The following is a 12,127-nucleotide window of genomic DNA, read 5'->3' as shown; positions in this document are numbered from 1 at the left end:
TTCAATGAGAAGTTCGCCGAATACGACCTCACCGCCAACATTGCCTTCAGCTGCGATGACACCTATGCGCTGGTGTCGCTGGTCTCTGCCGGGCTTGGCATCGGCTTTGCCCCGGAATGGACGCTTGATCTTCCCAATCGCGGCTTTGAGCTGAAGAAGGTAAGCGGGATCGACTTTAGGATCGGGCTTGGCATTGCCTGGAACAGAGAAGACCCAACCGCTGGCCGCGACGATATTGTCGACATTGCACGATCGCTGGCAAGGGCTCCGGGCGGCCGAGGGTCTGGGTGAATAAGAGGCGTAGCGCTGATACGATGCTGTTCATCGTCGGAACGGGAATGCCATCCTCCTGCTGCTGGATCTGGAACCGGCGCAGGTCGTCGGCGGTCGCCGTGGCTGGTGACCGCCCGAGAAAGGTCGCCAGGCGTCCGATGTCGCGGAGATAGTTGCGCTGCGTTTCGCGTGAGAAACGCCGCATGTTCATGTCGTCGATCAACCGCTGGCGTAGCGGGCTGACTGGCGTGTCGAGATGGGGGGTGCTGCATGGTCAGGCTCCATTTTGAAGAAGCTCGTCATGCTCTGCCCTTGCCGGACGACGTTCAATCCAGGCGCAACCTCCAGCCTGTGCCCTCTACCTCAACCGCAGACGCCCTCCCGCGCAGCGGGTTCGTTCTTCGGCCCCGAAGCGGGCATATGGATGGCGGCTGCTTGCCTGATGAAATCCTATTTTCGGAGTGCAACCACTGGGCCATGAACAGGTGGCTCGCCTTGGGCGACCCACTCTCGGCACAAATCTGCAGTGGCACAATGTCAGAAGCTCGCCAATCCCGGGCGTCGGGTCTGGTAGCATTTTGGCAGTTCAGCCATTTGAGAAACCTCAATTGTTAAGGCGTCAGGCGCGCCCCGTTGCCTTATCAGCGATGAATCGGACCCTTATGGGAGTAGGGGCAGTCTCGCCCACGATCGAACAGGTTGCGCAGGATAGCGAACCCGTGGTGCGCACCAGTTGGCTATCCCCGTCGTTATTGCGATTGGGGAGGTTCAAGTCTATGCAACGAGCCTGAAGAAGGGACGGGGCAAGCTGGTTGCCCGCAGTAACCCAACGGCTGCTGTCACTCGTAAAGGCACCCTCATAGAAAATCAGGTGGGGCTGCGAGCCTTCTTCCGAGAGGTTCGGACCAAGATCGAGTTTGTGCAAAAGCTTATATGCCCGTGCAGCTGGGCTTCCGATCGTGTCAAAATGGTCCTGCCAGTACTGCCATCGATTGTGTGGCCATAGCTTGCTGGTTCGACTCCGTAATTCTCCCAAAAAGGCCGCTTTTACTCTAGAGGCATCTCCCTGCGCCGTATCCGGATCTCGATTCGGCGACGATTCTCGACGTCGCCGTCCTGGCCGACCGTAAGCGTGTCGCCCGGCATGATGAGCTGCGCGGCGGAAAGCGGCAGGACGGTAATCCCTGATAGCGCCTGGTTGGCACGAAGGACATTCGCCACCGAGACCGCACGGGCCAGGCCGAGGCCAGCATTGTCTGCCGGCTCCAGCGAACCTACGCCCTTCCTCGTTGTCACGACGTCGATCAACGTCTTGTCCATATTGGACGTAGGTCGGGAAACCTTCTGCTCGTCCGTGTGTCCGATCACCTCAACGATATCGGCACCGTAGGTCTGAAGGTTTACCGAGATTTCCTCAGAGAGTTCGCCATTCAACTTGTCGACGAAGTCGGGTCGAAGCTCCGCGCTGCCGGACTTGAAATAGTATCCCGCCGCTTCGTTGAGGCTGATGATCGGCGGCCAGTCGTGCGGCTTGGACCTCTCCTGAGCAGCGGCCACCATCGCCTTGTCGTCCTTCTGCTTCTGCTCAAGGTGAGCGATCTCTTGTTTGGCCGCTGCAAGCTCCTTTTCGCGTTCTTCCTTATCCTTCAGCTTGTTCGCAAGCTCGACCTCTTTGTCGAGCATCTTCTGGATCGCGTCTGGGATCTTTTCAGGATCTTGCTCCGCCAACGCCTTCGTCAGCTTATCGACTACGTTTCTTGCAAGAACAAGCTCACGCCATTCCTTCTGCGTTTCTGCGCTGGCCGTTTCCGGCTGCCGTGCCATCAGCGCGACAAGTTTCGTGTTCAAACCGTCAATCGTGTCTTTGTCTTTGTCGACGGTTTTTTCGAGTTCGGCTGCCTTCTTCTGGGCATCCAATGTGTGCTTTCGCTCTTTGGCTATGATCGCTCCTGCTACGAGCAGCAGGCAGAAGACCACAAGCAAGAGGGACTCGGCCATCGTGAAGCCGAGAATGAGGCCGCGGTTATAGCCCTTGGTCTCCGATCTGAGGGCATTGTCGGTCATCGTTGGAATATGCTCCAGCGCGAACGTTCATCGTTGACTTCGTCAGGTTCCGCGTCCTCCACCACGTCGTTGGCCTGCCCCGGAGATGCAGCCGCCGCACCCGTGGGCTCGGCCGGCTCATGATGCTTTATCCCGTTGGGCGAGGTCTGGCCCTGGCCGTTCGGCTCAAGAATGATGGCCGTGCGGTCACCATTGCTTATCGCGATGGTGGCGAGAACCCGCTCAATATGTTCGGAATGCGCCCGGTTCTGCTCTTCCATTAGCTTGCTTGCGGTATTGCCTGCAGCGGAGAAGGTCTGGATGAGCGTTCCGATCTGCTCCGTCGCCTTTGTCTGGACCTGCGTCGCGTCGCTTGTAGCCTTCACGACATCGACAATCTTGGCGAGAACATCCGCTAGGGCTTCCGCCGATCTGTCATTCGCCTCATTGGCCTGATCGAGCTTTCCGGTAAGCTGATTGAGATTGGTCGCGGTCTGCTTGAACGGCGTTATTGCCGAGAGAACCTTCTTGGTGGCATCGCGCGCGCTGGCCGCATTGTCGCTGATCGCCCTGACGTTGTTGTCGACGACGGAACGAAGGGCTTCGACGGCCGGAGTGACATCAATACGAAGAACCTCCTCTGGAGACCTCGCGGTCGCGTACTTTTCCGCCACAGTGTCCAACGCCGCACCGAGACCTTCCGCTTTCTCGGTTAGCTTGTCGACCACCCCTTCCAACCGTTCGGACAGCTTCACAGACGTGGCCGCATTCCTTTCCGATATCTCCGCGATCTGGCGGTTGGTCTGCTCCAGAGACGCGACAAGGCGCATGGCGGTTTCCTGCAGCATCTCGGTCGCGTTCACGGACATGGCCTCCAGCGCGGCCCGTACCGCCTCGCCGTTCTTCTCGGCCTGCCGGGCGATTTCCTCGAAGCCTTCCGACAGCATCTGGTTGCTGGTACGGCGATAGCTCGAAAACTCCAGCGCCGAGCTGTCGAGTTCGGTTCGCACCTTTCGGGTGAGTTCGGCCAGTTCAGTGCGGACGGCGCGTTCGATGTCGGCCGGATCGCGGCGCATCTGGTTGAACAGAATACGCAACAGAATGCCCGCGATCGTCGAAACGATGGCGATACCAAAGTTGCGGACAATGTCCTCGATCGATGCCTCGCCCGTGAACTTCCAAAGCGATATTCCGAGGCTCGCCAACGTAAAGACGAAACCCATGTAGTAAAGGTTGTCGCCCGTCTGTTCGTTGCGGACCCGCAGGCCGGGCAGAAGCGTATTCAGGGAAGCGTAAAGGAGCATTAGCCCCACGGGCACTGCCGTCACGACAAGGATGTTCGCGTCATAAAGCTTGCCGAACCAGATCGTGGTCGCACCGACGATGATCGATATGCCATAGAGCCAGGTCGGGCCCCACTCTCTGACGTGGTGTCTGAATGGCGACATTTACATGACCCCCGTGAGACGTTGAAACCCGACAAAATTGCCGCGGTTTGCAAGCACCCATGCGGCCCAGAATTGGGAGAGGTCATCGATGCTGATGGATTTTTCCCGCTGGAACGCGATGAATTTCACGTCAACCCCGTCAAGCGGCACCCTGAAGCGATCGCGCGCGGGACTCTTTTCAAACGCGGCGTATTTCGCTCCCGATTTGTACATCGAGAAAGAGTCGGTGTGCTCCATCATGTCGGAAGCGACGTAGAGAGTTTTGTGGCGGCCCTCTAATTCCGGCTGGGAGAAGCTCTCGATGATAATTTTCTGAACACCGGCCATAACAGGCGAGCGTTCGGATTTGTAGCTCGTTCCCATCTGATCCTCGATCTCCTTGAGGGGCTTGTTGAAGGCCTCATCCCAACGCTTCTGGATCTTCTTCGGATTGGAAGTCCATGGGTTTGCACCTTCACCATCGCCGGGATTGCAACCGTGGAAGGTACGCTTCAGTTCGCCTTCGGATCCTGTCAGCAAGTAGACTTCTATGAGGCCGCCTTTGTCGACGTCCTTCACGACCTGCTTGAACTGGTTCTGCAGATCGACGCGCGTGATCGGAGCTATCGGATCGGTGATGTCCAGAAGGACGGCCGTCATTGACGTCGCGCCATCGACCGGGCACGCGTCTTCTCCGAGAGCGACAGCTTGGCTCGCCTGCAATTTCACGTAGCCAAAGAAACCGAGAGCCGCGAGAATGACACCGCCGAGGAAGACGATCGCAACCCAGGTCCAGGGGGATGATGCGTTCCTGTTACGCTTACGCCGCCGCGCCATTGATCGTCTCCGGGAATAGTTTGTCCAGCTGGTGGTAGGCAGTTACGGCCTCGTCGAACTCTTTGCTGATGCGGCCCATTTGCTGCACGAGTTCTTCCTGCGCAGCTTTGATGCGTTCGGCGAGCTCCTTGTCGCTCCAGTCCGAGGTCCTGTCGACGTCCGCCTTGATCCGCCCAAGTTTGAACTTGGTTGAAAAACGCAGTGGTTCCGTCTCCATACGCGTCTTCCGATTCGCGTCTCGATACGTGCCGAGGAGCTTCCGGGCGGCGGTCTCGAGGTGGGCCTGGTGCTCATTAAAAAGCTTGATCATGCGCGAGCGGGCGTCGATGGCGGCGGCGCTGTCCTTCCTTCGGATGGAAAGCGCACGGATGACTTCCTCAACGGTCGTATTATGTTCGTCCCGTGTTGCTTTGAGATCCTCGATTAGGTCGCTCTTGTGGTCGATGTATTCATGTTGCCTGTCGAGGTAGAGCTTATAGGTCTCCGTATACTTCGGGTACGGATCGTTCATTAGCAGCGTATCTACCAGCGCGATCAGCGAAAAGATCAAACCGCTGACGAACAATATCCAGGAATTGATGTCCTTGAAGTCGAGTGGCGCGGTTCTGATCCGGTCCATGACGACGGTGCCGAGGTTGTCGACCGCGAGCTGCGAGGCTTCGCGATAATGGGCGAGCACGAAGTTAATGCCGCATGCCGCCACTATCCAGAACACAAAGCAGATGAAACCGATCATCTTCTGCACCACTGATCGGTGGACGATCCGCGGTATTCCGTAGAGACCATTGATGACGGTGAGGGCGACATTGGCGAACGCGAATGCGAAAGCGAAAGTGTAGCCGCCGATGAGGCCCTGATCGCTGCCTTCTGCAAGGAACACGCCGTTCATAGCAGTCTCGAGGAAGAGCAGTACGACGATGACCATCCATTTCAGGACGGTGAAGCCGGGCGTCTTCATTCTGGCGACGCGCTTTTCAAGACCGTTCTTCTCTCGGAAGTCTACCAGCTCGACGTCGGCCTCGCGAAGAAGCTTTCGGCGGCTGTGGAGTTCGTCTGCTCCCGTGGCAACTTGGGCGCGAAAGTTCTCGATACTCGAGTTATTTACCAACCGGACCTGACCGAAGTGGCCGTCGAAGTCGAAATTCCGGATGCGAGTGGCATAGTCCTCAAGCCGGCCTTCGAGCACCTGGAAGGACTGATCGCGCTCGCTTTCGATAAGTTCGATTATCGACCGTTCGACTTCATCGGGTTCCTGCGACGACGCGGCGGGAAGATTGGCGCTGCCGTTCTCTTGGCCTTTCTTCTCGAGTTCGAGTGTTCGTTCTAGCTTCTCGGTGTCGAACTCCTTGAATGGAGCCGTCGTGATACGGAAGTCGTGACTAGACTCCTTAACGCTTTCGAAGAGCTTGTTCAGTGATTCAAATCGTTTCGCCATCGGCATTCCCTACGGAGGTGACTGCTTGTTGCACTCTCAGCGGCCAAACGCCGGCGGACGCCATCCGGCGGCGACGGCTTCGGCTTCGGTGCAGAACCAACGCTCGCCCTTATCGATGTCGATCTTCGTCTTCGCGTAATCCTTCGACCAGGGCGCGTGATAGATCTTCTCGTGCTTGCGATTGATGTTGCCCTTGATCGGGCAATTGGTCTGCGGCGCGGCGGCAGTGGCACTATCCCACTTGTGGGTGCGGTAGAGCCAAGCTGTTTCGGTTGGAGCCTGCCAAATGCCGAGCTTCTTCTCGTGCGCCAAGTCTTCGAGACCAACGTAGTCTTCCGAATACTTGCGGAACGCCCAGGCGTTGCCAGAGGCAATCATTGCCTCGTTCAGCACCACTCCGTCCGCACTGCAGATTGCAATCACGCGGCCGTATTGGTCGTTTCCTTTCGCCTGGCAGGTTACGTTCTTTCCAAGAACCAGCTCCTCCATCTTATGGAGAGCCACCTGACCACAGGGCCATTCGCCGCCTTCGGACGACCTGCAGGACTGACCAATTTCCGGCGAGTCGATGCCATGTAGTCTGTAACGTACGTGGTTGACATCAATGGTGTCGCCGTCGACAACCCTTACAGCTGTGCCGGCATCGGCCGCGGTCGCGATGGCGACAAACAACGCGGAAAGCAGATACTTGCGAATTTTTGGAACCCTCGACCCTTTTCTGCGGAAAGTACTGCAAGCTCTGCCGAGATTTCAATCTGTGGTTAATTAAAATCACAGAAATGGTTAAATCAGGACGCGTTCCAACTGGGGAATCGTCTTCGAACGATAGCGTTATTCTTCGGACTGCTGCCCGGGCGACTCGTTCAGGGCTGAGAATGCAACCAACCGCACGCCTCGGCGATGCTGATTGGCATCTGTTTGCTGTCGCGGTTGTATTGCGTCGGGAGTAGTTGGGCTTGTCCTACATAGACAATAATTTGCGTTGAGCTGCCAAGTCCTTGCGACGGCCGCGATATCTTCGAAGCGGCCTGCGAGCATGGCCTTGAAGGCATCATCGCGAAATACAAAGACGCCCCTTTTCGGTCAGTGGCTGGCGTGACGAGGCCGAGCGTCGGTCACCGTCCTCCGGCTCCCCCGGGAGGTCCTCGGCCGGCGGGTGAAAAAAGGGCGTCGCAGACTGCATCGGGGCTGCAATCAAGGAGCAATGGATGGATCGGGTCCTCGTCATCGGTGGTTGCGATAAGAATTTGCTAGGAGGGGTGCTCACCACAATCGAGTGACGTTCGCTAGAAGCGCAAGAACAGCGGCGCGTTTCGGGCCGAAGCTGTCACTACCTCGACTTTGGCATATCCATGGTATACTTCTACTGTTCGTGACGGCTGACATTGAATATGGTCTCCGACCCCTCGTATCGCCTGCGCAAGTATTGCGGTTCATGCCTGCACTTCAGCCCCCACAATTTAACTTGATCTCGCCGCGTATGTGGAGGATTTTCCATGGCCAACGCCCAATGCGCCTGTGGCGCGCTCAGACTGTCCACTAATGGACGGCCGCGCTTGACGGCGCTCTGTCACTGTGTTGCATGCCAACGGAGAACGGGCGCACCGTTCAGCGCCAACTCGTTCTACGCGATTGATTGTGTCGATATAACAGGAACGTCGACGGAGTATGTTCGCACCGCCGACAGCGGTCGCAAGGTTCACATGCATTTTTGCCCGACTTGCGGCTCGACCGTCTATTGGAAGGTCGAAGCCGCATCGGTCTGGATCGGTGTGGCGGTCGGTTCATTTGCCGACCCGGCCTATTTGCCGCCCTCCATGTCAGTCTTCGAGCAATCGAAACATCCCTGGGTGCGACTTGACAGCACGGTAGAGCACTTCGAAGGTCTTCCAGTCCGCGAGGGCTGAAGGCGGGGCCCACATGGACAGCGAAGAATGTATGTTCGTCATTAACTATCTTCTGGCGTTTCTTCCTGGCTCATAAAAACCTACGGCTGCCGATGGGACCCACGGACACGCTACGACTGACGTAGGTAGAGCATGTCGAAAATCTATCCTCCATGCATCGACCTCGCTTCAGGGCCAACCATGCCGCGATCCGAGAGAAAGACTTGTTCAACGGCTGCATTCACGACGAAAGCTGATGCTGATGTTGACATCGCAGTCTGCCAGCGGTTCAAACTTCGATGACGAAGCAGAACTCTGCCACGCGAGCGCATTTTTCAGTTCCTATATTTAGTCGCAATGACCCTGACATTCCAAATCTTGCACGATCTATCCAGCGGCACACTGCATTCATTCTCCGATTGGCCTAACGCGGCCGTGCCGACGTTTGGTGCGGGCGTTTACACGATCTGGCATAAAGACGGTCGTTTCATCTACGTGGGTATGTCGGGGCGAGGAATAACTGCGGAGACGAGCCCCCGGAACACGCCTCATGGTATTCATACCCGTCTAAGAAGTCATGCCAGCGGGCGCCGGAGCGGTGACCAGTTTTGCGTTTACGTGGCCGATCGGCTTGTCCTTCCGGCCTTGTCTCAGGATGACATCGCCAACATCTCTTCAGGTCAACACAGCATGGACGCATTCGTGCGTCGTTACATCCACGAAAGCCTCCTGTATCGATTCATCATCTTGTCAGATGGAAAGACGGCATATGCTGTCGAAACTAAAATACGGCGCGGCGACTGGGCGTTTGGTTGCCCGCTTCTCAACTTCGGTCGATAGGATTGACGTTGCAGGCAGAAGTTGAAAATGAGGACGAAAAGCGAGCGGTCGCGAAGCGAAACCAGCTTTATCTTGCGGTACATTAGAACTAGAACTCTCTCTTGTACGGTGATTACTTGGCTCCCGCTTAGCATGCTCCCGAAAGTCACAAGCTGAGGGTCTTCACCAGTGGCCAGAAGCGCCGTCTCACACCCGCCATCAAGCGCCAGATGCGACGACGATCGGCGGTCGGACCCGTCATTGGACACCTCAAGAGCGAACACAGAATGGACCGAAATTATCTCGCTGGCGAACGGGGGGATGCCGTCAATGCCGTTCTGGCCGCCGCCGGATACAACTTCTCCCTCCTGCTGCGATGGTTCAGGCAACTTTTGTGTCTATTCGCCGCACTCCTCCTCACGTTCCAGAGCCGACCGATGCCGCAACAACCTGCCTGAAAGCGAGTTCTTCACGATCGACCGCTTAGGAACCTTTTTGTTGGTGCGCCGCTCTTGCTTGATCGATTGCGGCTAACGCATCGGCACCGGCACTTTGCGAATGGTCAACAAGCTTGCGGCCACCTATCGTCGCGAGATGAGCCAGATTGTCGTTTGCCGATGACGCTACGGATCTGCTCGTTTCGTCATCGCTGCCTGTGACCGAGTTCGGGATAGAGGCTGGCACCGAGGAGGCAGATCGTAGCAGGGCGTGCGGGGCGTTCAAAGAAGCGCTGGATGCGGTCGCAGAAAAATAGTCCAAACGACGATAAATCATGGACCATCTCACATTGGATGAATTGGTCATTGGGTAGAATATTGTATAAGGCTAAATTTATACGTGTCATCGATGGTGGGAATTGATGACCTTAGGCGCAAAAACGGATGCCGCTCTCGACGCTTGCTATCAGGCAATCGTATCCCCCGATCTGTGGCCCGACTCCCTCCAAAGTCTCGCGACGTCTATTGGCGCGTCCTGTTTGATGTTTTATGCCCGAAATCCGGACCCCAGTGGTCACGATCCCCGGAACCCCGGTCGACGTTTTGACCTGCTGCCTGCCTCACGCGAATATCAAGGGCTCCTTGAGGAATACATCGCCAACCAATGGTACCTGAACCACTATCGCGCGGAACGTGGTTCAAGACTGCTTGATAGCGGCCAATCGATAGTTCTCGAACACGATTTGGCCTCCGATGACGAGCGCAAGAACCTTTCCCACTACAACGACCTCTATCTTCGATTTGGATATCCAGGCTTTGCAATGACCGGCCTGAAGGCCAACCGCCAACTCTGGGCCGTGACGATGCTCAGGGACCGCAGCCAGGGGCATTTCCAAAGAGGCGACGTTCCCCTTCTTTCGGCTCTCAACCATCATTTTAGGAGAATGATTTTGTTTTCCGAGACGCTGGCCATAAGGGAGGGTGGGGCCGCCCTGCAGGCTTTCAACGTCAGTGGCACGGCCGGGTTTTTATTGGGGGCGGACGGATGCGTTCTTCGGCACAGCCGAAGGGCGGAAGATTTGCTAGGGCAGGGACTAACAATCGTTGCACGCCACCTGCTTGCTGAAGACGTCGAAGGCAATCGCGAGCTTGGCGCCCTAGTTCACAAGGCGGTTTCACGGGAACTGTCTTCAGCAGTGGAAAGCGGCCTATCAGTCCTTATTCCCAGGAAGGAGCGCCGCCCTCTGCTTGTCGAAGCCTTGCCGACGATCGGAATGATTTCCGATGCTTTCGCCGCTACGAGTGCGATCCTCCTCGTCTTTGATATGGAGGAACGTCCGAGAATGCCCGAGAAGCGGTTGGCTTTACTCTTTGGGCTCACGGCGGCCGAGGCGCGGGTAGCGTCAATGTTGGTGGCGGGAAAGGACATTCCGACTGTAGCCGAAGAAGCCAGGATAACGCTTGAGACAGCCAGAACACATGTGAAGCAAATTCTGGCCAAGTCCCAAACGCATAAGCAGACAGAATTTATCGTTTTGGCCTCGCGACTGCTCCCCGGCAGGCCGCGATAACGACCGCTTAGCAAAGAGGCGACCGTCTTCCCTGCAATTCTGTGCCTATTGGCCGCCGTGGTGGCCACATCAAAGCCCTTCCCTCTTTGCTCCGACGCGGCCACCGGCCCTCGTTACCAGGAGTTATTGCCGAGATCGCGTTTGCCGCTCTTCACATGGACCGAGGTCGGTCCGGTCTTGTCCCATGTCTCGCAGACCTCCTTGCCAGCATCGCGGCCAGCCTTCCACGTGCGGCAGAACTTGTTGCCATTGATGTGCCACACACCTTGGACCAGGATTACGTCCCCGCTGTCCAGCTTGATCGAGCCGTCTGCCGTCCCGTCCTTCATCACGGAAAGGTGGCCATTGTAGCCCTCTTTCGGGCCACCAAGCGTCAGTTCCTTACCATTGGCGAAAAGGGCTTTTAATTCCTTCCCCGTCATAGCCGTTGCGGCGAGCGCCGGTCCGGCGGCCACCATTAGAGCGATTGATAGTGTTGCGAGCGTTTTCACGTGGTCCTCCCATTCGTTGCAAAGTTGCTTGTCATGAGGCCCTGTTTTCGGCCGCCGGAGACGGCTACTTCATCGAAGCTTTCACAGTATCAATGCGACCTGAAACTTTATCTCCCTTCGACATTTTCTTGACTTCGTCGCTGTAGATGTCGCCGAGATATTTGTCGTCGTCGCCGGAGACGTTCTTCGTCCAGAGTTGCTTCCCAGCGCGAAACCACTCCTTGCAGGGTGCGTATGTTTCAGCGGTTTCCCCCGCCGCATTTTTCCAGTCCGCCTTGAAGCAAAATAGATTGTTTTTGACGGTCCATGTACCGTCAGCCCAGCCATGCCCTCCGTTCTTCTTGTCGAGGACGCCAAACAGTTTTCCATCGGGTAGCCAAGTGTAATAAACCGTCCCGAAGCCGACGTTATATTTCACAGTGTTTCCGACGTAGACCTTGGTGGTCTCCTCCGCTGTCAGCGGCTTAGCATTCTTGGGAAGTTTGCCGTCGTTCTTGGCCATTGCTGGGAATACACTCAAGGCGATTGTGGTTGAGATCAATACTGTGAGTTTGTACTTCATCGCTCCCTCCGGAATGTTTCAAACGATGATGATACGCGGGATGAAGTTGTTGGACATCGCCCATATGGGTGACGTTCGCGAAATGAAATTGCCTCTGGAAATCTTTGAAACGCGGGTAGGCGGAGCTATGTAGTGGGGGCGATGCGCGGATCGCTTTGGCGCTTGTCCCTCACTATGGCAAAACAAAAGCAACGGTTTTAGGCGTCAATCACCGTTGCTCGATAGTCTCTCATTTTGGCATTGAGGATTATGATCATCCTTCGCATGACCGCGACGAGAGCGACCTTTCCGGGCTTTCCTTTCGCTTTCAGTCGTTCGAAGACGGCCTTCATGGCTGGATCGAAGC

General features: G+C 56.5%; 11 protein-coding genes and 2 pseudogenes. 4 read left to right on the top strand and 9 right to left on the bottom strand.

The features are described 5' to 3' along the window. The coding region (locus AC1DPR_RS30965) for a LysR substrate-binding domain-containing protein (protein WP_477817908.1) at positions 1-291 on the top strand (291 nt) is incomplete at its 5' end. Here the strand turns inward: AC1DPR_RS30965 and AC1DPR_RS30960 are convergent. The 6 genes from AC1DPR_RS30960 to AC1DPR_RS30935 all read right to left on the bottom strand — a co-directional run bounded on the left by AC1DPR_RS30960 (position 176) and on the right by AC1DPR_RS30935 (position 6,687). Next, positions 176-478 (bottom strand): phage integrase N-terminal SAM-like domain-containing protein, encoded by a 303-nt coding sequence (locus AC1DPR_RS30960; protein ID WP_477817910.1) that lies wholly within the window; start codon positions 476-478, stop codon positions 176-178. The two genes, AC1DPR_RS30965 and AC1DPR_RS30960, sit on opposite strands and share 116 nt — an antisense overlap. Before the next feature lie 842 nt (positions 479-1,320). Further along, positions 1,321-2,337 (bottom strand): OmpA family protein, encoded by a 1,017-nt coding sequence (locus AC1DPR_RS30955; protein WP_477817907.1) that lies wholly within the window; start codon positions 2,335-2,337, stop codon positions 1,321-1,323. Continuing rightward, positions 2,334-3,764 carry a methyl-accepting chemotaxis protein gene (locus AC1DPR_RS30950; RefSeq protein ID WP_477817906.1) on the bottom strand — a complete coding sequence of 477 codons (1,431 nt, stop codon included), beginning with the start codon at positions 3,762-3,764 and terminating at the stop codon, positions 2,334-2,336. Before AC1DPR_RS30950 ends, AC1DPR_RS30955 begins: the two co-directional genes overlap by 4 nt. Continuing rightward, positions 3,765-4,580, bottom strand: coding sequence for a hypothetical protein (locus AC1DPR_RS30945; protein WP_477817905.1), 816 nt, complete (start codon positions 4,578-4,580; stop codon positions 3,765-3,767). Then, entirely contained in the window at positions 4,564-6,015 is a 1,452-nt protein-coding gene (locus tag AC1DPR_RS30940) for a hypothetical protein (RefSeq protein ID WP_477817904.1), read from the bottom strand. Before AC1DPR_RS30940 ends, AC1DPR_RS30945 begins: the two co-directional genes overlap by 17 nt. 36 nt (positions 6,016-6,051) lie before the next feature. Next, complete coding sequence (locus AC1DPR_RS30935) at positions 6,052-6,687, bottom strand: thermonuclease family protein (protein ID WP_477817903.1); 636 nt, start codon at positions 6,685-6,687, stop codon at positions 6,052-6,054. A gap of 824 nt (positions 6,688-7,511) precedes the next feature. On the opposite strand from AC1DPR_RS30935, the gene AC1DPR_RS30930 reads away from it, so the two are divergent. The 3 genes and pseudogenes from AC1DPR_RS30930 to AC1DPR_RS30920 all read left to right on the top strand — a co-directional run bounded on the left by AC1DPR_RS30930 (position 7,512) and on the right by AC1DPR_RS30920 (position 10,728). Then, complete coding sequence (locus tag AC1DPR_RS30930; protein ID WP_477817902.1) at positions 7,512-7,922, top strand: GFA family protein; 411 nt, start codon at positions 7,512-7,514, stop codon at positions 7,920-7,922. 950 nt (positions 7,923-8,872) lie between these two features. After that, positions 8,873-9,178, top strand: a pseudogene (locus AC1DPR_RS30925) (transposase); the annotation flags it as partial. An 800-nt stretch (positions 9,179-9,978) separates the two neighbouring features. Further along, positions 9,979-10,728 carry a helix-turn-helix transcriptional regulator gene (locus tag AC1DPR_RS30920; protein WP_477817901.1) on the top strand — a complete coding sequence of 250 codons (750 nt, stop codon included), beginning with the start codon at positions 9,979-9,981 and terminating at the stop codon, positions 10,726-10,728. 113 nt (positions 10,729-10,841) lie between these two features. On the opposite strand, the gene AC1DPR_RS30915 is transcribed toward AC1DPR_RS30920, so the two are convergent. The 3 genes and pseudogenes from AC1DPR_RS30915 to AC1DPR_RS30905 all read right to left on the bottom strand — a co-directional run. Further along, complete coding sequence (locus AC1DPR_RS30915; protein WP_477817909.1) at positions 10,842-11,186, bottom strand: hypothetical protein; 345 nt, start codon at positions 11,184-11,186, stop codon at positions 10,842-10,844. A 97-nt stretch (positions 11,187-11,283) separates the two neighbouring features. Further along, complete coding sequence (locus AC1DPR_RS30910; protein WP_477817900.1) at positions 11,284-11,781, bottom strand: DUF995 domain-containing protein; 498 nt, start codon at positions 11,779-11,781, stop codon at positions 11,284-11,286. Between the two features lie 197 nt (positions 11,782-11,978). After that, positions 11,979-12,127, bottom strand: a pseudogene (locus AC1DPR_RS30905) (IS110 family transposase); the annotation flags it as partial.

The organism is Rhizobium sp. 01T417 (assembly GCF_056398905.1).
The sequence above is the reverse complement of the archived record's forward strand: the minus strand, read 5'-3'. Positions and strand labels throughout refer to the sequence as shown.

Excerpts from the sequence above, each read along its gene's own strand:
- AC1DPR_RS30960 (WP_477817910.1), bottom strand. The coding sequence starts at position 478 with ATGCGGCGTTTCTCACGCGAAACGCAGCGCAACTATCTCCGCGACATC.
- AC1DPR_RS30955 (WP_477817907.1), bottom strand. The coding sequence starts at position 2,337 with ATGACCGACAATGCCCTCAGATCGGAGACCAAGGGCTATAACCGCGGC.
- AC1DPR_RS30950 (WP_477817906.1), bottom strand. The coding sequence starts at position 3,764 with ATGTCGCCATTCAGACACCACGTCAGAGAGTGGGGCCCGACCTGGCTC.
- AC1DPR_RS30945 (WP_477817905.1), bottom strand. The coding sequence starts at position 4,580 with ATGGCGCGGCGGCGTAAGCGTAACAGGAACGCATCATCCCCCTGGACC.
- AC1DPR_RS30940 (WP_477817904.1), bottom strand. The coding sequence starts at position 6,015 with ATGGCGAAACGATTTGAATCACTGAACAAGCTCTTCGAAAGCGTTAAG.
- AC1DPR_RS30930 (WP_477817902.1), top strand. The coding sequence starts at position 7,512 with ATGGCCAACGCCCAATGCGCCTGTGGCGCGCTCAGACTGTCCACTAAT.
- AC1DPR_RS30920 (WP_477817901.1), top strand. The coding sequence starts at position 9,979 with ATGACCGGCCTGAAGGCCAACCGCCAACTCTGGGCCGTGACGATGCTC.
- AC1DPR_RS30915 (WP_477817909.1), bottom strand. The coding sequence starts at position 11,186 with ATGGTGGCCGCCGGACCGGCGCTCGCCGCAACGGCTATGACGGGGAAG.
- AC1DPR_RS30910 (WP_477817900.1), bottom strand. The coding sequence starts at position 11,781 with ATGAAGTACAAACTCACAGTATTGATCTCAACCACAATCGCCTTGAGT.